The sequence below is a fragment of the Gramella sp. KN1008 genome (genome assembly GCF_004332155.1).
Lineage (GTDB): Bacteria > Bacteroidota > Bacteroidia > Flavobacteriales > Flavobacteriaceae > Christiangramia.
The window spans coordinates 53,884-77,204 of record NZ_SJDV01000001.1; the positions used below are offsets into that span (position 1 = coordinate 53,884).

Annotated in this window: 27 protein-coding genes; 23 read left to right on the top strand and 4 right to left on the bottom strand. The window is 40.7% G+C overall.

Going from position 1 to position 23,321, the window contains the following annotated elements; all coding sequences use genetic code 11:
• Positions 1-71 precede the first annotated feature (71 nt).
• Genes EZJ28_RS00240 through mnhG form a run of 7 tightly spaced genes read left to right on the top strand, consistent with a single transcriptional unit; the run spans position 72 to position 5,862 of the window.
• Positions 72-2,399 (top strand): putative monovalent cation/H+ antiporter subunit A, encoded by a 2,328-nt coding sequence (locus EZJ28_RS00240; RefSeq protein ID WP_131393680.1) that lies wholly within the window; start codon positions 72-74, stop codon positions 2,397-2,399.
• A gap of 6 nt (positions 2,400-2,405) precedes the next feature.
• Complete coding sequence (locus tag EZJ28_RS00245; protein WP_131393682.1) at positions 2,406-2,822, top strand: Na+/H+ antiporter subunit B; 417 nt, start codon at positions 2,406-2,408, stop codon at positions 2,820-2,822.
• Between the two features lies 1 nt (position 2,823).
• On the top strand, positions 2,824-3,177 hold the full coding sequence (locus EZJ28_RS00250) for a Na+/H+ antiporter subunit C (protein ID WP_131393684.1): 354 nt from the start codon (positions 2,824-2,826) through the stop codon (positions 3,175-3,177).
• The gene (locus EZJ28_RS00255; protein WP_131393686.1) at positions 3,174-4,688 is read left to right on the top strand and encodes a proton-conducting transporter membrane subunit; all 1,515 of its coding nucleotides are present in this window, start codon (positions 3,174-3,176) and stop codon (positions 4,686-4,688) included. Before EZJ28_RS00250 ends, EZJ28_RS00255 begins: the two co-directional genes overlap by 4 nt.
• Positions 4,689-4,694: 6 nt before the next feature.
• Positions 4,695-5,171 carry a Na+/H+ antiporter subunit E gene (locus EZJ28_RS00260; RefSeq protein WP_131393688.1) on the top strand — a complete coding sequence of 159 codons (477 nt, stop codon included), beginning with the start codon at positions 4,695-4,697 and terminating at the stop codon, positions 5,169-5,171.
• A complete protein-coding gene (locus EZJ28_RS00265) occupies positions 5,168-5,440 on the top strand; it encodes a cation:proton antiporter (protein ID WP_131393690.1) in 273 nt (90 codons plus the stop codon). Before EZJ28_RS00260 ends, EZJ28_RS00265 begins: the two co-directional genes overlap by 4 nt.
• Positions 5,437-5,862 carry a monovalent cation/H(+) antiporter subunit G gene (gene mnhG / locus EZJ28_RS00270; RefSeq protein ID WP_347562564.1) on the top strand — a complete coding sequence of 142 codons (426 nt, stop codon included), beginning with the start codon at positions 5,437-5,439 and terminating at the stop codon, positions 5,860-5,862. Before EZJ28_RS00265 ends, mnhG begins: the two co-directional genes overlap by 4 nt.
• On the opposite strand, the gene EZJ28_RS00275 is transcribed toward mnhG, so the two are convergent.
• Positions 5,859-6,305 (bottom strand): MgtC/SapB family protein, encoded by a 447-nt coding sequence (locus tag EZJ28_RS00275; protein ID WP_131393692.1) that lies wholly within the window; start codon positions 6,303-6,305, stop codon positions 5,859-5,861. The two genes, mnhG and EZJ28_RS00275, sit on opposite strands and share 4 nt — an antisense overlap.
• Positions 6,306-6,340: 35 nt before the next feature.
• Between EZJ28_RS00275 and EZJ28_RS00280 the strand changes: the two genes are divergently transcribed.
• From EZJ28_RS00280 to EZJ28_RS00315, 8 genes are all read left to right on the top strand, one after another.
• Positions 6,341-7,483 carry a pyridoxal phosphate-dependent aminotransferase family protein gene (locus EZJ28_RS00280; RefSeq protein WP_131393694.1) on the top strand — a complete coding sequence of 381 codons (1,143 nt, stop codon included), beginning with the start codon at positions 6,341-6,343 and terminating at the stop codon, positions 7,481-7,483.
• Positions 7,484-7,494: 11 nt separating this feature from the next.
• Positions 7,495-8,118 (top strand): dethiobiotin synthase, encoded by a 624-nt coding sequence (gene bioD, locus EZJ28_RS00285; protein ID WP_131393695.1) that lies wholly within the window; start codon positions 7,495-7,497, stop codon positions 8,116-8,118.
• On the top strand, positions 8,106-9,395 hold the full coding sequence (gene bioA, locus EZJ28_RS00290; RefSeq protein WP_131393697.1) for an adenosylmethionine--8-amino-7-oxononanoate transaminase: 1,290 nt from the start codon (positions 8,106-8,108) through the stop codon (positions 9,393-9,395). Before bioD ends, bioA begins: the two co-directional genes overlap by 13 nt.
• 76 nt (positions 9,396-9,471) lie before the next feature.
• Positions 9,472-10,071, top strand: a complete 600-nt coding sequence (locus EZJ28_RS00295; protein ID WP_131393700.1) for an SET domain-containing protein — start codon at positions 9,472-9,474, stop codon at positions 10,069-10,071.
• Between the two features lie 57 nt (positions 10,072-10,128).
• Entirely contained in the window at positions 10,129-11,283 is a 1,155-nt protein-coding gene (locus EZJ28_RS00300) for a beta-ketoacyl synthase N-terminal-like domain-containing protein (protein WP_131393702.1), read from the top strand.
• A gap of 78 nt (positions 11,284-11,361) precedes the next feature.
• Entirely contained in the window at positions 11,362-12,453 is a 1,092-nt protein-coding gene (gene bioB, locus EZJ28_RS00305; protein ID WP_131393704.1) for a biotin synthase BioB, read from the top strand.
• A gap of 15 nt (positions 12,454-12,468) precedes the next feature.
• Positions 12,469-13,341: a cupin-like domain-containing protein gene (locus tag EZJ28_RS00310; protein WP_131393706.1), complete on the top strand. Its 873-nt coding sequence runs from the start codon at positions 12,469-12,471 to the stop codon at positions 13,339-13,341.
• Positions 13,338-14,219 (top strand): cupin-like domain-containing protein, encoded by an 882-nt coding sequence (locus EZJ28_RS00315; RefSeq protein WP_131393708.1) that lies wholly within the window; start codon positions 13,338-13,340, stop codon positions 14,217-14,219. The genes EZJ28_RS00310 and EZJ28_RS00315 overlap by 4 nt, the downstream gene beginning before the upstream one ends.
• Here the strand turns inward: EZJ28_RS00315 and EZJ28_RS00320 are convergent.
• From EZJ28_RS00320 to EZJ28_RS00330, 3 genes are all read right to left on the bottom strand, one after another.
• Entirely contained in the window at positions 14,209-14,688 is a 480-nt protein-coding gene (locus EZJ28_RS00320) for a regulatory protein RecX (RefSeq protein ID WP_131393710.1), read from the bottom strand. The two genes, EZJ28_RS00315 and EZJ28_RS00320, sit on opposite strands and share 11 nt — an antisense overlap.
• Positions 14,689-14,795: 107 nt before the next feature.
• Positions 14,796-16,334 carry an Rne/Rng family ribonuclease gene (locus EZJ28_RS00325; RefSeq protein WP_131393712.1) on the bottom strand — a complete coding sequence of 513 codons (1,539 nt, stop codon included), beginning with the start codon at positions 16,332-16,334 and terminating at the stop codon, positions 14,796-14,798.
• A 322-nt stretch (positions 16,335-16,656) separates the two neighbouring features.
• Positions 16,657-16,947 (bottom strand): HU family DNA-binding protein, encoded by a 291-nt coding sequence (locus EZJ28_RS00330; RefSeq protein WP_131393714.1) that lies wholly within the window; start codon positions 16,945-16,947, stop codon positions 16,657-16,659.
• A gap of 142 nt (positions 16,948-17,089) precedes the next feature.
• On the opposite strand from EZJ28_RS00330, the gene mutY reads away from it, so the two are divergent.
• From mutY to rpmA, 8 genes are all read left to right on the top strand, one after another.
• A complete protein-coding gene (gene mutY / locus EZJ28_RS00335) occupies positions 17,090-18,142 on the top strand; it encodes an A/G-specific adenine glycosylase (RefSeq protein WP_131393716.1) in 1,053 nt (350 codons plus the stop codon).
• Positions 18,143-18,241: 99 nt separating this feature from the next.
• A complete protein-coding gene (locus tag EZJ28_RS00340; protein ID WP_131393718.1) occupies positions 18,242-18,712 on the top strand; it encodes a single-stranded DNA-binding protein in 471 nt (156 codons plus the stop codon).
• A 21-nt stretch (positions 18,713-18,733) separates the two neighbouring features.
• On the top strand, positions 18,734-20,056 hold the full coding sequence (locus EZJ28_RS00345; RefSeq protein WP_131393720.1) for a gliding motility-associated protein GldE: 1,323 nt from the start codon (positions 18,734-18,736) through the stop codon (positions 20,054-20,056).
• Positions 20,053-20,628, top strand: a complete 576-nt coding sequence (gldD, locus tag EZJ28_RS00350; protein WP_131393722.1) for a gliding motility lipoprotein GldD — start codon at positions 20,053-20,055, stop codon at positions 20,626-20,628. The genes EZJ28_RS00345 and gldD overlap by 4 nt, the downstream gene beginning before the upstream one ends.
• Positions 20,629-20,685: 57 nt before the next feature.
• The gene (locus EZJ28_RS00355; protein ID WP_131393724.1) at positions 20,686-21,591 is read left to right on the top strand and encodes a DMT family transporter; all 906 of its coding nucleotides are present in this window, start codon (positions 20,686-20,688) and stop codon (positions 21,589-21,591) included.
• Positions 21,592-21,821: 230 nt separating this feature from the next.
• Positions 21,822-22,286, top strand: coding sequence for a DUF4199 domain-containing protein (locus tag EZJ28_RS00360; RefSeq protein WP_131393726.1), 465 nt, complete (start codon positions 21,822-21,824; stop codon positions 22,284-22,286).
• A gap of 115 nt (positions 22,287-22,401) precedes the next feature.
• Entirely contained in the window at positions 22,402-22,920 is a 519-nt protein-coding gene (gene rplU, locus EZJ28_RS00365; RefSeq protein ID WP_131393728.1) for a 50S ribosomal protein L21, read from the top strand.
• A gap of 26 nt (positions 22,921-22,946) precedes the next feature.
• Positions 22,947-23,207, top strand: a complete 261-nt coding sequence (gene rpmA, locus EZJ28_RS00370) for a 50S ribosomal protein L27 (RefSeq protein ID WP_131393730.1) — start codon at positions 22,947-22,949, stop codon at positions 23,205-23,207.
• Positions 23,208-23,321: the final 114 nt, after the last annotated feature.

Genomic DNA, 23,321 nt, shown 5'->3' on the forward strand with positions numbered 1-23,321 from the left:
GAGTGATAGTTTACCTCTTCTTAATCTTCAATAATAACTCTTATATTTGCGGGAAACAGAATTAACTACCTATGCTTACCGCTATCCTTACAGGGTTTTTGTTTTCTATTTTCCTGGTTTTTGCCGGGAGATTTTTTAAAGGTAAGCTGTCTCTTCTGGCTTCTCTGATCCCTCTTGGACTGTTTATCTACTTCTTTCAATTCATTGGACCTGTTTCCAATGGCGAGGTGATCATGCGATCTTACCAGTGGATTCCGTCTTTCGGAGTGGATCTTGGCTTTAAACTGGATGGCCTGTCTTTACTATTCTCGCTTTTAATAAGCGGAATTGGATTTCTGGTCTTTTTCTATACTTCTTCCTATTTAAAAGGGCATCAGTATCTGGACAGATTTTATGGTTATCTGGCATCTTTCATGGGAGCCATGCTAGGGCTTGTTCTTTCAGATAATATGATCACCTTATTTGTATTCTGGGAACTTACCAGTATTACTTCATTTTTCCTTATCGGATTCAATAATACAAGTGGAGCTTCCCGAAGATCAGCACTCACTGCGCTTGGGATCACCGGGATAGGAGGACTGTTGCTGCTTGCCGGAGCACTTCTTCTTAATAATATAAGCGGAACCTACAGTATTTCAGAAATGTTAAGTATGAGTGAGGCGATTGGTGATCACGAACACTATCTGACCGTGGTCCTGCTTATCTTTGGTGCTGCTTTTACCAAATCTGCCCAGTTTCCTTTTCATTTCTGGCTACCCGGCGCAATGAAAGCCCCAACTCCGGTGTCTACTTATCTGCATTCTGCCACGATGGTAAAAGCAGGTGTTTATCTCTTAATGAGATTTACTCCTGTGCTTGGAGGAGATAATATTTGGAACACAAGTTTATTGGTTGTAGGTGGGATTACCATGCTTTATTCGGCTGTACACACAATCTTCAGAACCGACTTGAAAGGTATTCTTGCTTATTCTACCATTTCGGCACTTGGAATACTCGTTTTTCTAACGGGCCTTGGTACCCGGGAAGCCTTTCTTGCCGCGGCGGTATTCATTATAGTACACGCGCTTTATAAGGCTACCTTATTCCTTGTGACGGGAATAATAGATCATCAGACCCATACAAGGGATGTAACCCGTCTCGCCGGTTTGAATAAAGTTATGTTACCGGTTGGAATTGCCGGTATACTTGCAGCCATTTCAAGCGCCGGTATCCCGCCAACCATTGGCTTCGTGGGTAAGGAACTTACATACGAAGCTTCGTTTCATTCTGAAACCCTTATGATCCTGCTAATGGTAGCGATCGTACTTACTAAGATATTCTTATTGTATGCCGGTTTTGTTGCCGGAATAAAACCTTTTATTGGGAAATTACCTGAAGAGCATGCTCAGGTAAAAAGTCCTGATTTTGTTCTGTGGACTCCTCCTTTATTACTTGCAATTTTAGGCCTTGTATTTGGGGTGGCACCATTTATTATTGACACCCCGATCATAAAACCGGTTGTGGAGGCCATGGGAGCCGATGCCAGTGAAATTCATCTTGCTTTATGGCATGGCTTCAATACAGTTTTTATTCTTAGTCTCATAACCATTGGAATTGGTACAGCCCTTTATTTCATTATTAAACCTTCAGAAAAACTTGAGGCTGCGGCAGGCAGATTTGAATTTATTTCTCCCGAATCACTGTATGAACGTTTCAACAGGATTTTTATTGATGTTTCTAATTTCTGGACAGATTTCTTTCAGAATGGTTATTTGCGAAATTATATATCTATCATTATCCTTTTCCTGGTGGTGCTGGTAGGTTATATTCTGATTGGAAGTACAAACTTTGTGATAGATTATCATTCCCTGTCAAGGATTACGGTCTATGAGATCACTGCCACTCTTATATTGATCGCTGGTATCTTTTATACTGTGTTTACCCAGTCACGATTGGCGGCAGTGGTAGCCATGGGTGTTGTAGGTCTGGCTATATGTTTGATCTTTGTGTTTTACAGTGCGCCAGATCTCGCAATGACGCAGTTCTCTATAGATACTTTAACTGTGATCCTGTTTGTGCTGGTTTTATATAAATTGCCAAAATACCTAAAACTGTCAGATTATAAGACGAGGCTGCGAGATGGTATTCTCTCGGCGGTATTTGGACTTTTAGTAGCCACACTGGCCCTGCAGGTTATTGCAGAACCGGTGAATAAGGAGATAGGGGAATACTACGCCCAGAATGCCTATCTTGAAGCTCACGGAAAGAATGTGGTGAACGTGATCCTGGTGGATTTCAGAGGGGTAGATACCCTGATTGAAATATCGGTACTGTCTATAGCAGCCGTGGGGGTTTTTGGACTGATGAAATTGAGGTTGAAGATGGCCGATAGAAAAAGATATCAGGACAGTCAAAAATAAAAAGCTATGCGAACTACTATAATTTTAAAGACAGCTTCTAACTACCTCTTGCCGGTATTGCTGTTGTTTTCCGTTTTTATACTACTACGGGGGCATTACTTGCCAGGAGGAGGATTTGTAGGGGGACTGGTAGCAGCTATTGCTTTTATACTACATTCTTTTGCCAATGGCCTTAAGAAAACCAAGGAGTTATTAATGATGCATCCTGGGTATCTTATACCAACCGGGCTGGCAATATCATTTTTGAGCGGACTCGTTCCGGTAGCTTTATTTGACCTGCCTTTTATGACCGGGTTATGGTCCCACGATCCTGTGGCTATTCTGGGAAATATAGGTTCGGCATTATTTTTTGATATTGGAGTCTATCTGGTGGTGGTTGGGGTTACCCTTACTATAATATTTACAATTTCTGAATCGGCCTGATATGGAAATACTCATAGCAATAATGATAGGTTTTTTATACGCTTCTGGCATATACATGATGCTGAGGCGTAGCCTTGTTAAGCTTATCATAGGAATAATATTATTAGGAAATGGTGCTAACCTTTTAATATTCTTTCTTGGAAGAATAACTAAGGGGGCACCGCCAATCATTCCTGGCGATGCGAAGGTATTCACTGAAGCTTTCGCTGATCCGGTACCCCAGGCCCTGATTCTAACAGCCATTGTTATAAGTTTTGGTCTTCAGTCTTTTGCCATTGTTCTTGTAAAACGTGCGCATACCGTGGTAAGGACTGATGATCTTGATGAAATGAACGCAACCGACGAAGATTCATGACACAACAATTAATTTTATATCCTCTTTTCCTTCAGATCGGCATAGGTATTATCCTGCTATTTGCGTGGTCTAAAATAAAGTTTCAGAAAATTTTCAGTATTCTGGGAAGTGTTGTTAGTGTTGGGCTTTCATGCTGGCTATTCTACTACATCTGGAATTATGGAACTCAAACCATTCAGTCAGGGAACTGGGCTGCTCCTTTTGGGATCACCTTTGTCGCTGATACCCTGGCGGCTACCCTAGTACTTTTAACCTCGATAGCCGGACTCGCGGTTTCCATATTTTCAGCCGGTTCTGTGCTTAAGGACAGGTTAAGGTTTGGCTATTTTCCTATTTTTCATTTTTTACTATTGGGACTAAATGGCGCATTCCTTACGGGAGATATCTTTAACCTTTACGTATGGTTTGAAATTATCATTATTAGCTCCTTCGTACTTATTACTATAGGAGGAGAAAAAGCACAGCTGGAAGGGGCTGTAAAGTATTTTACCCTTAATATTCTGGCATCCATGATCTTCCTTACGGCTATAGCCGTTCTGTATGGTTTGACGGGAAGTTTGAATATGGCTGATCTGGCAGGGAAGATCGCGGCGATTGAGAACAGGGGGCTTGTAGAGATCACTGGAATTCTTTTTTTGATCGGCTTTGGGATAAAGGCCGGGGTGTTTCCCTTATATTTCTGGTTACCGGCATCCTATCATACTCCGCCATTTGCGGTATCTGCCATTTTTGGCGGATTACTTACTAAAGTAGGGGTATATGCTTTAATTAGGGTTTTTACATTGATATTTACAAGTGATGCCTTTCTTGATAATATCCTGATGGTCATTGCAATTCTTACGCTTGTAAGTGGGGGAATAGGAGCCCTTGTGCAGAATAATATGCGAAAGGTGTTTTCTTACCTTATTATTTGTCATATAGGATATATGATCGCCGGTTTGGGGATGTTCACAGAAGTTGCCATTGCCGGAGCGGTATTTTACCTTATCCACGACATTATCGTGAAGACCAATCTCTTTATGCTAAGTGGTTTGGTGTACAGGCTTAAAGGAACCAATAGTATGAGAGATCTGGGGGGAATTTATGCGAAATGGCCAAAGATTAGTCTACTGCTATTTATACCTCTTTTCTCACTGGTGGGAATACCACCACTTTCTGGGTTCTGGCCCAAGATAAACCTGATAAAAGCAGGCTTTAGCGGTGGATCTTATATTACAGTAGGGGCAATAATCTTTGCCAGTTTTATCACTCTGGTGATAATAGCCAGATTATGGGCTGAAGTATTCTGGAAAGAAGGAAAGGAGTTACCCTTCAGGCCTAACTTTGGGTACTTTACTAAAATGAAGACCTATAAACGCTTACAGTTTATTGTTCCGGTGGCTCTGCTTAGTATTGTATCTTTGTACATTGGTTTCGGGGCTGAACATATTCAGGAGCTTTCAGCAAGAATAGCAGATGAGCTGGTGAACAATCAAGGCTATATTGACAGTGTTTTAAATTTGAAGAAATAAGGAAGAATGAAGAACAAGTTTCTTTCAAACATATTACTCACCTTCGTTTGGGTGGCTTTAACGGGAGATTTTTCCTTTGAGAATTACCTGTTCGGGTTTTTCCTGAATTTTCATATTCTCTGGCTCATTACCGTAGGCAGGGGCAGAACGAAATATTTCCTTATCGTTCCAAAAACCATCCTGCTCTTATTGTTTTTCCTCTATGAACTTATAAAAGCCAATCTCGAGGTGGCCTATGAGGTGATAACACCAAAACTCAATATGACCCCGGGGATTATTATGGTGCCTCTGGATGTGAAGTCTGATATCGCCATCACTGTACTGGCCAATATGATATCCCTTACACCAGGAACTTTGAGCATAGATGTGTCTAATGATAAGAAGGTACTTTTCGTACATGCCATGTACATTAAAGACCGGGAAAAATTTATCAAAGGAATAAAAGAAGGATTTGAACGCAGAATTTTGGAGGTTTTCTCATGACGTTATTTGATTATTTATATTACATTATTCTACCGGTACTGGTAATTTCGGCTGTACTTATTTTCTGGCGCTTCCTGAAGGGTCCCAGTATTGCCGATAAGATAATTTCACTTGACCTGCTTATCACGACGGGAATAGGGATAATTGCAGTGTACAGTATCATTTACAATCATTCAACCCTCATGGATACAGCCCTCATCCTTGCACTGATTGCTTTTTTAAGTACTGTAGCTTTATCATATTACCTGGAAAAAAGAAGAAGAAAATGATGATAGATATAATTATAGGAGCACTTGCGACATTTGGAGCCCTGTTCGTATTATTAGCGGCAGTAGGGCTTATCAGGATGCCCGATACTTATCTCAGGATCTCCGTTACCACCAAGGCAGCTACTTTAGGTGTAGGTCTTGTATTGATGGCTACCACGGTATACTTTAGTAATGCCGATGTTACCTCTCAGGCATTCGTGATCATCCTTTTTATCTTCCTTACGGCTCCGGTGAGCGCGCACCTGATAGGAAGGGCTTCCTATTTTATAGGAATAAAGCTTTGGGATAAATCGGTGATGGATGAGCTAAGAGGAAAGTATCAGAAGAACACCCATGTTCTTAAGAGTATCGTAGACGACACTCCGGAAGATAATATAGATCATACCCGCGATGAAGAGGAAGAAGAGAAGACCGAGTCCTAATCTTTTTTCTTTTTATGCTTTTTCTTTGATCGTTCAATTAGCCTTTTCTCCAACTTACTTAAAAAGAAATTCACAAAGATAACCAGTCCGGTTACGAGTACAATCTCCTTGTAATAGCCAAACCCGGCAAGACATCCAACCGCAGCACTACACCATATGGTTGCAGCAGTGGTGAGACCTTCTACGTCTTCTCCTTTTTTCATGATGGTGCCGGCGCCAATAAACCCTATCCCGATTATTACCTGGCTTAATACCCTGGTCATATCGGCATATTCTTCGCCTTTGAATTCCAGCGAAAGAAGTATGAATACAGATGCGCCCAGAGCTACCAGAGCATGGGTTTTAAGCCCTGCATGTTTGCCGCGGAATTCGCGTTCGAGACCAATAAGCAAACCTGCCACTACCGCGATTACGGTTTTAATTACGAATCCTACTATCTCCATGCTCTTCAGAATTTAAGGTTTTATATTTTTGTCTAATGAAAAAACTCCCATTAAAATTAGAGAAAAGACTTCAGAAAAGGAAAGATGATAATTCCTTTCGTGAGTTGCCTGGAACACTCCCGGGAATCGACTTCTTCTCTAACGACTATCTGGGGTTCTCTAAATCCAAAAATATCTTAGAATTTTCGAACGATGTTTTAAAGAATTCTCAAAATTTGAATGGTTCTACCGGTTCAAGATTGCTGTCGGGTAATCATCCTTTATTTGAAAGGGCGGAGAATATGCTGGCTAATTTTCATAATGCTGAGGCGGCGCTTATTTTTAATTCCGGATATGATGCCAATGTGGGTTTCTTCTCTGCCATTCCGCAAAAAGATGATTTTATTCTGTACGATGAGTTAGCGCATGCTTCCATTAGGGACGGTTTGAAAATGAGTGTGGCCAGGAATTACAAATTCCGGCATAACGATCTGGAGGATCTTAGGCTTAGATTGGGAAGATTGCCGAATACTGAAGCCTCTGAGATTTATGTGGTGACCGAATCGGTTTTTTCCATGGATGGTGATTCGGCCAATCTGCAGATGCTGGTGAAACTGGCAGAAGAATTGAATTTTAACTTGATAGTGGATGAAGCTCATGCTACGGGTGTATTTGGTAAAAAAGGAGAAGGTTTGCTTCAGGAATTAGGTTTGGAGCGCGAGATATTTGCACGCATACATACTTTCGGAAAGGCTATGGGCTGTCATGGAGCAGTGATTTTAGGAAGCAGGCAGCTGATGGATTATCTTATAAATTTCTCCAGGAGCTTTATCTATACTACAGCTTTATCTCCTCATTCAATTGCTTCAATATTTGCTGCCTATCGATTTTTAGAAAATGACCGGACTGCTCTAAATGTGCTCAGGGAGAATATTCAGCATTTCAGATCAGAGATCAAAAAGAACGCGCTTGAAGACTTATTTGTTAAAAGCGAATCGGCTATTCAGAGCTGTATCATTCCGGGGAATTTTGAAGTCAAGAGGATTTCCAGAGAACTAAAGGAGAAAGGATTTAATGTAAAACCAATACTCTCTCCCACCGTTCCTAGTGGTAGAGAAAGACTGAGATTTTGTGTTCATAGCTATAATTCCCGCCCGGAAATTTCGGAGGTCTTAAAACTCCTGGCTAATTTTGTCTAAAATTCCTGAGAATGTCCAGAAAGTATTTTATTACGGGTATAGGAACCGAAGTTGGCAAAACAATAGTTTCGGCAATAGTGACCGAAGCTTTAAAAGCCGATTACTGGAAACCGGTGCAGGCCGGGGACTTGGATAATTCAGATACCCATAAGCTTCGTCGACTGGTTAAAAATGACGAAACGGTTTTTCATGATAATGCCTATGCGCTCAATACTCCCATGAGTCCGCATGCGGCGGCAGACATTGATAATGTAAAGATCAGGGTGATAGATATTAAGCCACCTAAGACAGAAAAGGATCTGGTGATTGAAGGTGCCGGCGGCTTGCTGGTTCCACTGAATGATAAGGAGACCATAATAGATCTCATTTCTAAGGATCATATCGTGGTCCTGGTTTCAAGACATTACCTGGGGAGTATAAATCATACCCTGCTGAGTATTGAAGCTCTTAAAAACCGGGGAATTGATAAAATAGGAATCATTTTTAGTGGTGAAGAGAATCCTTCAACAGAAGATGCGATCAGAAAAATTGGGAAGGTTGAAGTTATTGGAAGGATCGAGGAAGAACCTTATTTTGATGAAATGGTGGTGAGTGAATACGCCGAAAAATTCAGAAAGAAATTATGCGAGATATAAGAACGGTGAACGAAAACCTGGCAGACAGAGATAAAAAACATCTTTGGCATCCGCTAACACAGCATAAGATTTCTCCCGATATGCTGCCAATCAAAAGCGCTAAGGGGAGTATACTTATTGATGAGGAGGGTAAGGAATACATCGATGCGATCTCTTCATGGTATACCGCGGTTTACGGTCACTGCAACAGCTATATTACCAATAGGGTAGCAAAGCAGATGCAGGTGCTGGACCAGGTGGTCTTTAGTGGCTTTACTCATAAGCCTGCCATAGAGCTTTCTGAAGCTTTGATAAAAATATTGCCAGAAGGACAGCAAAAGCTTTTCTTCAATGATAATGGATCTACAGCTACCGAGATCGGGATCAAAATGGCTTTACAGTACCATCACAACCTGGGCAATGACCGCAAGGTAATGCTGGCATTTGAAGAAGGTTTCCATGGAGATACCTTTGGAGCGATGTCGGTTTCAGGCTTATCTGTCTATAATGGTGCCTTTGAAGATCATTTTATCAGGGTTGAAAGGCTTCCGGTTCCAAATGGTAAGAATAATGAGCAAGTCATTGCGATACTAAAGGACCTTATTTCAAAACATAGTATCGCAGGATTCATTTACGAGCCTCTTGTCCAGGGAGCGGCAGCAATGAAATTTCATGATGCCCAAGGCCTGAATGAGATCCTGAAAGTTTGCAGGCAGAATGATATCATTCTCGTGGCAGATGAGGTGATGACGGGATTTGGAAAGACCGGAAAATATTTTGCTTCAGATCATATTGAAGAGAAGCCCGATGTGATCTGTATGTCGAAGGCACTTACAGCCGGCCTACTTCCTATGGGGCTTACTTCGTGCAGCCAAAAGATCTATGATGCCTTTTATTCTGATGATATAGCGAAAGGTCTTTTTCATGGTCATACCTATACCGCCAATCCGCTGGCTTGTTCAGCCGCACTTGCTGCGGTAGAATTACTTGTTTCTGATGAAATTCAGGAAAAAATTCAGCAGATATGCAATGCCAATAAAAAGTTTGTAAAAATGCTACGCTCTAATCCTAAAGTCGGGAATGCCAGATCAAAGGGTGTGATCATGGCCTTTGAGTTAGATGTGAAGATGGAAAGATATGGTAATCTGCGGAACGAGATCTTTAAGTTCTTTATGGATAAAGGGGTGTTCCTTCGGCCTCTTGGCAATACTATCTATATAGTTCCACCATATACCATTTCAGAAGAAGAACTTCAGAAAGTATATGCTGTAATAGAGGATTCACTTACAGTGTTTTAAAAAGTAGCTAATCAGTCAATATTTTTAATTTTTGGATTCGATTTTTATCTAATTTAGATAGGTTAATCTGAAAATTATGATGCATCCTGCTACACAGTTAAGGTGGATAAATGAGGAAAAGGGTTTTGGGATCGTGGCTACTAAATTGATCCCTAAGGGTAGTATTACCTGGGTTCAGGATGAACTGGACAGGGTGTTCCGGGCGGATGAAGCTTTGGATCTCAAACCCCTTACCAGGCAACTCCTGGATAAGTATAGCTTTCGGAATCACAGAGGAGAATATATCCTTTGCTGGGATCTTGCCAAGTATGTAAATCATAGTTTTAGATCGAACTGCCTTTCCACCGCCTATAATTTTGAGATCGCGATAAGAGACATACAGACCGGGGAGGAACTCACCGATGATTATGGTTATTTGAATCTTTCTGAACCTTTCACTCCACAGGACGAGGGGACATCCCGTAAAACTGTTTATCCGGATGATATTTTGAAATGCTATAAGGAATGGGATGAGGTCCTGGAAGAACTTTTCCCCTGTATTCTAAATCAGGATCAGCCGATGTTCGGATTGCTTTCTGATGGAGTGCAGGATGAGGTTAAAAAGGTCGCTACGGGAAAGAAAAGAATGCTCTCTACTCTAAATCTCTATTGTAAACCGGAAGAAAGCAGAATTTAATATCCAAAATTTAGACATTCACCAATTCAGCCTTATTTTTGCTGAAAAAGTAAGCTATTGAAAAATCCCGTTTCCATAACTTCAATTGGAACCATCTCTCCATTAGGCAGGACAGCCGATGAGATTTGGAAACATTACCAGAGTGATAAACATTTTTTTCAGGAAGCTGAATTTGATGATGGTCAGGAGCTCGGAGGTTTTTTACCTGAATACCTGCAGGTAGAAGTGAATTCCCTCAGAGAGCAGAATTCTAAATACAGGAATCTGGATAAATCGGTGTTGTGCGCGATCCTTGCCGGCAGGAATCTTAACAGTATCTCTACTCTTCCGGAAGGCACCGGGATCAATATTGGTAGTAGCCGTGGTGCCACAGGGCTTTTCGAAAAATATCATTCAGAATATATCAAAACCGGCAAGACTTCAACCTATACTTCTCCTTCAACGACGCTTGGGAATATTTCTTCCTGGGTAGCTCAGGATCTTCAGCTTGAGGGACCACAGTTCTCCCATAGTGTGACCTGTTCAACCGGAATGCATTCGATATTAAATTCCGTAGCATGGATAAGAAGTGGAATGGCAAAAGCTTTTATCGCGGGAGGAAGCGAGGCTCCTCTTACCGGATTTACGCTGGCACAGATGAAGGCGATGAAGATCTATGCGCAGAATAACCAGAAATATCCATGCCGTTCACTGGATATGGAGAAGACTGTGAATACCATGATCTTAAGCGAAGCAGCGGGTCTTGTTTCTCTTGAAGAGTCGACTATCTCTAATCCAGAGGCTTTTATCAAAGGAGTGGGTTACGCCAATGAAAAATTGAAACATGGGGCCTCTCTCTCAAAAAAAGGTATATGTCTTCAGAAATCAATGAAAATGGCCATAGAGGATAGTGGTAAAGTTGAGGTGGATGCGGTTGTGATGCATGCTCCCGGAACCATTGGAGGGGATCGTTCAGAAATTAACGCGATGAGGGAAATTTTTGCAGATAAGCTTCCGCCGGTCACCAGTAATAAATGGAAAGTGGGTCATAGTTTTGCCGCATCCGGAATTCTAAGCCTGCAAATGGCTGTAATGATGCTACAGCATCAGGAGTTTTTACCGGTACCGTTTTCGAACTTTCAGCAGAAACCGGAAAAACTGGAGAATATCCTGGTAAATTCGGTAGGATTCGGGGGGAATGCTGTTTCCCTGCTGGTGGGAAGGAATTGTTAGTTCGCCGTTTATAATTCTTTAGCGAGCAGACATCAGGAAAGCTTAGTTTTCTTTATTTTTGAAATTCAAATTGACTTTATGGCATTAAGACACGACTGGACCAAAGAAGAGATTCTCGAGATATATAATAAACCCTTAATGGAGCTGCTGTACGAAGCAGCTACCGTTCATCGTAAACACCATGACCCGAATACGGTTCAGGTTTCAACCCTTTTATCAATAAAAACCGGTGGGTGCCCGGAAGACTGTGGCTACTGCCCGCAGGCTGCCCGTTATCATACCGATCTTGAAGGGAACGATCTTATGAGCGTAAATCAGGTAAAAGCCCAGGCTTTGAGAGCGAAAGAAGCAGGAAGCTCGAGAGTATGTATGGGTGCGGCCTGGAGAAACGTAAGGGATGGTGAAGAGTTTGACAATGTTCTGGAAATGGTGAGGACCATTAATAAGCTTGATATGGAGGTTTGCTGTACTCTAGGAATGATTACCGAAAATCAGGCGCAAAGATTGGCAGAAGCGGGGTTGTATGCTTATAACCACAATCTGGATACTTCAGAAGAATATTATAAAGAAGTGATCTCTACACGCGGTTATGAAGATCGCTTGAAGACCATAGACAATGTTCGGAAGACGAATGTGACCGTTTGTAGTGGCGGGATTATAGGAATGGGAGAAAGTGAAGAAGATCGTGCCGGAATGCTCGTAGCACTGGCTACTCTCAATCCACAACCGGAATCCGTTCCTATCAATGCTCTTGTGGCAGTTGAAGGAACTCCGATGGAAGAACAGGAACCGGTGCCTATCTGGGACATGATAAGGATGGTTGCTACCACAAGAATAGTGATGCCCGAAACTCAGGTAAGACTATCTGCGGGAAGAACCCAGATGAGCAGGGAAGGCCAGGCGATGTGTTTCTTCGCGGGAGCCAATTCTATCTTTGCCGGAGATAAACTGCTTACTACTCCAAACCCTGATGTGGCGGAGGATATGGAAATGTTCAAAATGCTGGGACTCAATCCTCAGAAGGCATTTGCTAAGAAATCCAAGCCAGAAAGTGTGGAAGCAGAGAATTCACGTTTTACCAGTAAAGGAGAAAAACCAAAATGGACCAGACCTGATCACACCATAGACCGTAACCTACAGGCTCATCAGAAGGCCAAAACAAAGGCATAGTTTAAAATTTCTTATTTGGGACTGGATCTTCAAAATATTCCAAGGCGAAGAAATCTTTCAAAAGAAGAATTTCTGAGGGAATATTTTCATCCTAAAAAGCCGGTGATAATTGAAGATCTTACCAGAGACTGGCCAGCCTATCAGAAATGGGATTTTGGATATTTCAGGGAAAAGGCCGGAGACATCGAGGTGCCGCTCTATGACGGTAAACCGGCCAAAGGCCGGGAGAACTCACATGGTCCTGCCATGAAGATCCCGTTTAAGGATTATATAGATATACTAAAAAAGGGTCCTACAGACCTGAGGATGTTCTTTTTTAATCTGCTCCAGAATTGCCCCGAACTCATAAAGGATTTTAAATATCCTGACCTTGGAATAAAATTCTTCAAAAAGTTACCGGTGCTTTTTGTGGGGGGTGAAGGCGCAAAGGTGGTGATGCATTATGATATGGATCTTGCCAATAACCTCCACTTTAATTTTGTTGGAGAAAAGAGAGTGGTCCTGTATCCCCCGGATCAAACCGGTCTCCTCTATAAGGTTCCTTACTCGATCGTTAGTATGGAGATCATAGATATGGATAAGCCTGATCTTAAGAAATACCCGGCTCTGGCAAAGGCTAGGGGTTATGAAGCCAGGCTTAAGCATGGAGAAGCGCTGTATATCCCATCTTCCTGGTGGCATTTCATTAAATATGAAACTCCCAGTTTATCACTAACATTAAGATCACTTCCAAGATCTCCAAAGAAGATCGCTGAAGTTTTGAATAACCTGATAATTGTTCGCAACTTTGATAATATAATGCGAAAGCTGAAGGGCCAGAGATGGATAGATTATAAGAACAGGCTTGCAATAAAAAGGACCCATCGTAATGCAGGTATGGAAAAATGAAGAAGGATAAGATGAAATTAACACAGATACCCAGGGAGAAAACGATCTCTAAGGAAGACTTCAGGAGAAAATATGTACAGCCACAAAAACCTGTGGTTATAGAGAAACTTATAGAAGACTGGCCGGCATATAAGAAATGGGACCTGGACTATATTGAAAAGATCGCAGGTGATAAAACTGTGCCGCTATACGATGACAGGCCTATTTCTTCTAAATATAAGTTCAATGAGCCACATACTCATATGAAGATGGCAGATTATATTGAACTTCTTAAAGCCGGACCTACAAACTACCGCGTCTTTCTTTATAATTTATTGAAAGAATCGCCCGGCCTTCAAAAAGATTTCCGGTATCCCGATATTGGCCTTCGTTTTCTGAAACAACTGCCAATGCTTTTCTTTGGAGGTGAGAATTCGAGCGTGTTTATGCATTATGATATCGATTACGCCAATATTCTCCATTTTCATTTTCATGGAAAAAAACAGTGTATTCTTTTCCCACCGTCTGAAAGTAAGCATTTGTACAAGGTTCCGCATGCGCTAATTGCCAGGGAGGATATTGATTTTGATAATCCAGATTATCAGAAGTTTCCTGTATTAAAAAAGGCTAAGGGTTACATTACCGAACTTAAGCACGGCGAAACCTTATATATGCCTGAAGGTTACTGGCATCATATGACTTACCTTACTGCGGGGTTCTCCATGAGCCTTCGGGCAACGCCACGTACACTTACAAATTTCTCAAAGGCGGTCTATAACCTTATCTTTATGCGTCATTTTGATAATTATATGAGGAAACTTCGCGGACAGAAGTGGATAGATTATAAAAATGAACAGGCTATTAAACGAACCCATAAGAAGCACGAAGTCAGTCGGTAAGATCGTTCACGCAATCAAATACAAGATGGCTTTCATATCCTTTTCGTAAGAGATGATCGGCCAGTTTCTTTTTCTTTTTAAAGGAATTGGACTCCTTAATTTTTTCCGATTGTTTCCCGGCAAGTTCATAGAGGCTTTCACGATAATCACTTTCATTTATTTCAGAAAGTCCCAGTTTTATTATTGGTGAGGAAATGCCTCTTTTTTTTAGTTCCTGGGTGATCTTGATACGTCCCCATTTCTTTATTCTGAACTTTCCTCTCACAAAATTGCGGGCGAATCGCTCTTCGTTCAAAAACCCTTCCTGCATAAGAGAAATGATGATCTTTTCTTTTGCTTCAGGGATCATCCTCATTCCTTCTAATTTGTCTTCTACTTCTTGTTGGGAACGATCCCTATATGCACAAAAATGCATAAGTTTTTGAAGTGCTTCCTCAACTTTATAGGATCTCTGATTGAACTGCTTCATTACACGAAAATAATGATTTTGAATGGGTAATTGAGAGTGGACTAAAGCAATATCTGAAAAGTTTGGATATAAAAAAACGCCTTACAATTGCTTGAAAGGCGTTTTTGTTATTTGATCACTTTTCCGTCTTTATCGTGAAAGTGATATTCTAAATACGTGTAAGCATCTCGAGGTAAAATTTTCACCCAACGTTTATGGTCTACAAACCACTTAGATCGGGGAGATGGAAAGCCTTTAGTTAAAAAGGCTGCAATAAATGGATGAGCAGTAAGTGTGATCTTTTTATGCTCCTTCTTGATCAGCTTTTCAAGGTCAACTTTGATCTTGTTCACCAAACTAATTGGTGCTTCAATTTCACCGTCTCCGTTAGGATCTTCCTCACGGGTCTTGATATTCATTTCTGGCCTTACGCGCTGTCTCGTTATTTGAACCAATCCGAATTTACTTGGTGGCAAAATCTTATGTTTTGCCCTGTCATCACTCATTTCTTTTCTAAGGTGATCGTAGAGCTTCTTTCGGTTTTCAGCTCTGTTCATATCTATGAAGTCTACCACTATAATGCCTCCCATGTCACGAAGTCGCAACTGTCGGGCAATTTCGGTAGCACTAATCAGATTCACCTCCAGTGCGGTATCTTCCTGGTTTTTGGATTTGTTGGAGCGGTTTCCGCTATTCACATCTATAACATGCATAGCTTCAGTGTGCTCTATCACCAGGTAGGCGCCTTTACTCATGGATACGGTGCGCCCAAAGGAAGTTTTGATTTGTCTTTCGATACCAAATTTTTCAAAAATGGGCTGGTTGGACTGATGCAGTTTTACGATTGATTCTTTTTCAGGAGCGATCTCGCTCAAATAATCGGTAATTTGAGTATAAAGCGTTTCATCGTCTACAACTATGGAAGTAAAGGAGTCATTAAAAATGTCTCTTAACAGGGAAGAAGCCCTGTTCAGTTCTCCCAAGACTTTGGAGGGATGATGCGGTTTATACAATTTTTTACACATGGCTGTCCAGCGATCTACTAAATTCTGAAGATCTCTGTCCAGTTCTGCTACTTTTTTGCCTTGTGCTACGGTTCTTACAATAATCCCAAATCCTTTGGGTTTAATGCTTTTGACCAGTCTCTTCAGACGTTCCTTTTCGTCCTTGCTTTCGATCTTCTGAGAGACCGAAATCCGGCTGGAAAAAGGAACCAGTACAATATAACGGCCTGGTAGTGATAGCTCTGAGCTTATCCTGGGACCTTTTGTAGAGATAGGTTCTTTTACGATTTGAACCAGTAGCGACTGGTTTGATTTTAAGACATCGGCAATTGCGCCGTGTTTGTCTATATCCTTTTCAAAAGAAAAGTTTTTTAAAGAATAATCTTTTAGTTTACCTGTGCTTACACGTTTTATGAACTTTAATAAGGAGGAAACCTGAGGGCCCAGATCGTGATAGTGTAAAAAACCATCTTTTTCGTATCCTACATTTACAAATGCAGCATTCAACCCCGGGACAGCCTTTCTTATCTTAGCAATATAAATATCACCAACATTGAATTTGTTGCTGTCTTCTTCCTTGTTAAGTTCTACAAGTTTTCCATCTTTTAATAAGGCAAAATCTACAGCAGAAGGTTCGGACCTAATAATTAATTCTTTGTCCACACTTCCAGATTTTATATCCATACCTGTATAAATACAGACACAGATGGATTAAACATTAAAATTTTCACAGGTTTTTGAATCCTGAAGAAACCTCATCTCGGCAAAGACATCCTGCCGGGGGTTTCGATTTCAAAGAACGATTTAAATAAAAAAAGTAGTTGTCACACTACTTTTTCTTGTGGCGATTAGCTCTTCTTCTTTTCTTACGCTTATGCGTAGCCACCTTATGTCTTTTTCTTTTCTTACCACTTGGCATAGTGTACGGTCATTTAAATTATTAATTATTTTACAGAAGCCTCCCGCACAGAACGGGAGGATTCGATTATTTTACTTCAACATTCGATTTTACTCCTTCTACAAAAATCTTTGCAGGCTTGAATGCTGGAATGTTATGAGCAGGAATTTTGATGGTAGTGTTCTTAGAAATGTTTCTACCGGTTTTCTCAGCTCTGGTCTTTACCACAAAGCTTCCAAAACCACGAAGGTACACGTTATCTCCACTTTCAAGTGAATTTTTAACTTCGTCCATGAAAGATTCAATAGTAGCCTGAACGTCTCCTTTTTCCATTCCTAATTTCTCCGAAATGTTTGCTACGATATCTGCTTTAGTCATTTTCGTATTGTTTAAATTTTATTAATTGGGGTTCCTGTTTTTCAAGGGGGCAAATATAAGAATTAAATCTGCAATATTTCAAACCTAATCCACTAATAATAACCGAATAAACTCTTATTATTGCCAAGATTCAGTTTTAACTATGGAATTTTCCAAGCGTCTCACTAATTGGTACTTGCAAAATAAAAGAGATCTCCCATGGAGAAAATCTCATGAACCATACCAAATTTGGCTAAGCGAAATTATGCTTCAGCAAACCAGGATTGAACAGGGTTTACCTTATTATAATAAATTCATGGAAGCCTTTCCTTCTGTTTTTCACCTGGCTGAAGCCTCTACCGAGACGGTTCTAAAGCTCTGGCAGGGACTGGGGTACTACTCCAGGGCCCGTAATCTGCATGAAACGGCCAGATATGTGGCTTATGAACTGGACGGAAAATTTCCCGATAATTATAAGGACTTAAAAAAATTAAAGGGAGTAGGCGATTATACCGCCAGTGCCATCGCGTCCATATGCTATTCTGAACCGGTAGCGGTGGTTGACGGGAATGTCTACCGGGTACTTGCCAGATTTTTTGGTGTTGATACGCCTATTAATACTACCCAGGGTAATAGGGAGTTCAAGGCCCTGGCTACAGAATTGCTGGACAGTAGAGATCCCGGGACCTTTAACCAGGCTTTAATGGAATTTGGTGCTTTGCACTGCAAGCCTCAGAATCCTGCTTGTGCTAAATGTCCTTTTAATGATAAATGTGCGGCCCTAAAGGATGGCCTAACCCGCGATCTGCCGGTTAAACTGAAGAAGACCAGGATAAGGAAAAGGTTTTTTAATTACCTCGTGTTCGATCTGGACTATAATAAGACGTTACTACAAAAACGTAATGGTAAGGGTATCTGGAACGGACTTTACCAGTTCCCATTGATTGAAACGTCAAACCAGATCGATGAAGAGGAACTTGTTAAAAGTGGTGAATTCAAGGCTATTGCTGGAGATAAGGAATATTCGGTCGAACTTTTTAATGAAACTCCGGTAATTCATAAATTGTCACATCAGCATTTACATACCCGCTTTTGGCTGGTAAATTCTTCAGAATCTCATAAAGATGCCATAGATATTGAAACCCTTGTAAAATATCCGGTGCCGGTACTCATAGAAAATTTTCTTAATGAATATCTTCCCGATGAGTATAAATAGATGCTTGTTTATATCTTTGCTCGTTTTTAAAGATTTAGGCAGAATTTTTTATTATTTTAGTTCTAATAAGCAATCGAAGCCAAATAAATATATACAGAAATGACAGGTACATTAAACAAAGTAATGCTAATAGGGCATACAGGAGATGACGTTAAAATGCATTATTTTGAAGGAGGCGGCTCCATAGGGCGTTTCCCTCTGGCTACAAATGAAAGCTATACTAACAGGACTACCGGTGAGCGTGTAACCAGTACCGAATGGCATAATGTAGTGGTACGTAACAAAGCTGCGGAGATCTGCGAGAAATATCTCAAAAAAGGAGACAAGGTATATATAGAAGGTCGTATAAAAACGCGTAAATGGCAGGACGATCAGGGTAATGAAAGATACCAGACCGAGATTCATTGTACCGAATTCACATTTTTAACACCTAAAAATGAATCTGGTGCAGAGCCTTCCGGTAATTCCCAGGCCTCGGGTAGCAAACCTGCACAACCTAAAAAGGATACTTATTCAAATCGCGATGAGGCATACTCCCAGGATGAAGAGGATGATGATTTGCCATTCTAAGTTTAATTAAAATTTTAGCCTTTGGATTCGGAACCTCCCAGTTTGCTTTTGTTTTGGGCCACAATGGGAATAACCCAGATTATCAGCTTGATATTTTTATTTGTGCTATTACTGTGCTCTGCTTTGATCTCAGGAGCTGAAGTAGCATTCTTTTCCCTTACCCCGGCCAATTTTATTACTGAAGACGGAAAGAGGACCAAAACCCAGAATATCGTTATCAACCTTCTGGAAAAACCGAAGAAGTTGCTGGCGACAATCCTGGTGGCCAATAACTTTATCAATATTGCAATTGTACTCCTGTTCGATAATATTGCCGATGATCTCTTCGCAGGAGTTAATACCGAAGTCTACGGTGTGGATCTCCGGTTCTTCTTTGAAGTGGGAGTGGTAACTTTCCTTATCTTACTTTTCGGAGAGATTTTGCCAAAAGTATATGCGAGTAGGAATAAGGTTCAGTTCTCCAACTTCATGGCCTATCCCATTAATTTTCTGGACAGTCTTTTTTCACCGCTAAGTACACCTATGAGGGCAGTGACCTTATATTTTCATGAAAAGCTTGGGAAACAGAAATCTTTTATAAGTATAGATCATCTTTCACAGGCTCTGGAACTTACCAGTGAAGAAGACACTACCCGGGAAGAACAGAAGATACTTCAGGGTATCGTTAGTTTCGGGAATACCGATACCAAACAGGTAATGAGACCCCGAATGGATATCTTCGCGCTTAACGAGGAAAGTCCTTTTAATGAGATCATCCCGGAGATCATTGAGAATGGTTATTCCCGTATCCCTGTTTACAGGGAAAACGTAGATAATGTAATAGGTATACTATACATTAAAGATCTGCTGCCCTATCTTGATAAGAAAAACTTTGACTGGATCAGCTTGTTGCGGGAACCTTATTTTGTTCCTGAAAATAAAAAGCTGGATGACCTTCTTAATGAATTCAAGGATAAGAAAAATCACCTGGCTATCGTTGTAGATGAGTACGGAGGCACCAGCGGCCTGATCTCCCTCGAGGATATAATTGAGGAAATAGTTGGGGATATTAGCGATGAATTTGATGATGAAGACCTGATCTATTCAAAACTGGATGAGAATAATTTCGTTTTTGAAGGTAAGACACCCTTAAAGGATTTTTACAAGATCGTCAAGATAGAAGATCCTTCCGTTTTTGAAGATCAGAAAGGCGAGGCCGATACTCTTGCAGGGTTCCTGCTGGAGATCTCGGGCGGTTTCCCTAAAAAGAATGATGTGATCACCTTTCTTAACTATGCTTTTACCATAGAGGTGATAGATGATAAGCGAATTAAACAGATAAAACTGAGTATAGCGCCGGTATGAGAAGATTGAGTCAGCTTGTTCTGGGAGTCCTTTCTGTAGTATGTGTAACAGGCTGCAAGGAGGATGTAAAACCAAAGCCTAAAGGCTTTCTGGCTCTGGAGTACCCCTCGCCTGAATACAGAAGGGTTGATATAGGCTGTCCCTATACTTTTGAGAAAAATGACCTGGCGGAGATATCACCTTCAAGAAACAATATTCCATGCTGGATAGATCTGGAATATGGATCGATGAAAGGAACCATTTTCATTACCTATCAGACTGTAAACAATAATCTGGACTCCTTGCTGAGAGATGCTCAGAAACTTCCCCTGCAACATACAATAAAGGCAGATGTCATAGAAGGAGATGTTTATACCAATGAGTACAATAATACTTATGGCATGTTTTACGAGGTAGAGGGTGATGCCGCGTCCCAGGCACAGTTTTATCTTACTGACAGTACCCGGCATTTTCTTACCGGTTCGGTTTACTTCAACTCTGTTCCGAATTTTGATTCCATAGTTCCTGCTGCCGATTATCTGAAGAAGGATATTCGGCATTTAATGGAAAGTCTGAAATGGAGGAATAATTAGGGAATTTCCTTTCACTTATCATAAGATTGCCGATTTTTGCGGTCTTAATCAGTAAATATGGCTTCAGGAAACCTTAAATGGATATACCTTATTATACTTTCCCTGGTTTGGGGCAGTTCCTTTATCCTGATCAAAAAAGGCCTCGTTGGACTTGATGCATTACAGGTAGGTTCTCTCAGAATCATATTTGCAGCATTTTTTCTGATAATGGTTGGTTTCCGAAGTTTAGGTCGTTTAACGAAGAGGCAGTGGAAATGGATCATCGTTTCCGGCTTTCTGGGTTCATTCTTTCCGGTCTATCTGTTCGCGTTTGCAGAAACCGAAATAGATAGCGCGATAGCTTCAATTCTAAATGCGACGACTCCATTGCTCACTTTGATCGTAGGAGCAATTTTTTTTCGGGCTGTTTTTACGCAGAATAAGATTCTGGGTGTGGTCATTGGTTTGATCGGTACGGTGGGACTTATCTTTAGTGGTGCCAGTATAAACCCTGATCAGAATTATCTCTACTCTCTGTTCGTGGTGATCGCTGCCGGGTGCTATGCTTTGAATGTGAATATTTTAAAGACACGAATGAGCGATATCTCTCCTCTTGGAATTGCAGCCGGAAATTTTTCCGCCTTGCTCATTCCTGCATTAGTGATACTTTATTCCACCGGGTTTTTTGAAGTTTCTGAATATTCTTCAGTAGTGGGGTGGTCGGTATTTTACGTTGCGATCCTGGGAATAATAGGAACCGGAGTGGCGATGATCATTTTTAATAAGCTTATTCAAATATCCGATCCTGTTTTTACAACCTCTGTCACGTATACCATTCCTGTGGTTGCTTTGGGCTGGGGGGTCCTTGATGGAGAGGTTTTTAGTTTATGGCAACTGATTTCTGCCTTTGTAATTCTTGTAGGAGTATTTATCGTGAACCGTTCCAGGGATATTATTTCGAAATTCCGGAAACAGGCGATATAAAAAAGACTTCAGTAAATGCAGCTTTTTTAATTATTTGAACCATTTCTTCCACTCTGACATTTTCCACATGAAGTCTAAAGGAATAAATTAATAAGGATCGTTAGCAAATAGTTAGATAATTTCTGTGAAAATGCTGTATTTATGGCAATAATGTTAAAATTAACAAGCTATTAAGGTAAAAACCGCCGTATTTTTTGGAAATTTACTTAGCTAAAAAAACTTAAAATGCTATGGGAAAATCCAGTGTTCCTATTAAATATGGAATTGCAATTGCGGTAGGTTTGATCGCTTATTTTTTAATTCTATCCCTTTTTGGCTTACATGTAAATCCTATTTACAGTCTCTTTAATGGGGTGATCATGGCTTACGGGATGTTTGAGGCTATTAAACATTACCGACTGCAAAAAGGAAATAAATTCAAATATCAGAAAGGATTTATGGCAAGCCTGTTGACCGGGTTTAACGCCACTATCATATTCACCATTTTCTTTGGATTTTATGCAACTGAATTTAGTCCTGACTTTCTGGACCAGCTTATTACTATGTGGATTACAGATTATAGTACCAATATAGGTATTGTTTTATTTGTTGTGGCTATCATGGGATTCGCAACCAGCCTTGTTCTTACCCTGGCGTATATGCAATTGTTCAAGGACTCATGGAATACGAAAGAAGGAAAAAAACACACTTTATAATCCTAAGCTAAAAAACAAAAAACCTTTGTCAGTTAATTAATTAGAATTATATTTGCACCCGCTTGCGCGAAAACGTGAGTCTTGTATTTGTATTAAAATTAATTAATTATACGCTATGTACGCAATTGTAGAGATAGCAGGGCAGCAGTTCAAAGTTGCAAAAGACCAAAAGGTATTTGTTCACCGTTTGGATGGTAAGGAAGGCGACAGTGTCTCTTTTGACAAAGTTCTTCTTACCGCAGACGGAGACAATGTAACCGTTGGCGCCCCGGCTATAGAAGGAGCTCTTGTAGGAGCAAAGATCAACCGTCATCTAAAAGGTGATAAAGTGATCGTTTTCAAAAAGAAAAGACGTAAAGGTTACCGTGTAAAGAACGGTCATCGTCAGTCCCTAACTGAGATCATTATCGAAGGAATTGATCTTAAAGGAGGTAAAAAAGCTACTTCAACTAAAAAGGCTGAGCCTAAGAAAGAAGAAGCTAAAAAAGAAGCCAAGAAGACCGAGGCCAAATCTGATAATAAATCAGACCTTAGCCAGCACACTGTAGTAGAGCTGAAGGAAATGGCTAAGGAAAGAGGAATCGAAGGTTACTCTTCTATGAAGAAAGCCGAATTGATCGAGGCGTTAAGCTAAGTTTAAACTACTAAAAACGAAATAAAATGGCACATAAAAAAGGAGTTGGTAGTTCCAAGAACGGTAGAGAATCAGAATCGAAACGCTTAGGTGTTAAGATCTTTGGTGGACAGGCTGCCGTTGCAGGTAACATTCTTGTAAGACAACGCGGATTCACTCACCGCCCAGGTGATAATGTGTATGCCGGGAAAGACCATACATTACACGCTAAAGTAGATGGTGTTGTAAAATTCACTAAAAAGAAAGACGATAAGTCATATGTTTCTATCGAGCCTTTCCAGGCTTAATTAGAAAAAGATTTACCAGATATAAACCCTCTTCATTACGAAGAGGGTTTTTTATTTTCTTTATTTAATGAGAGACCCCGGCTTCCGGATATTTGAATTGCAGAGTTCTGCGAT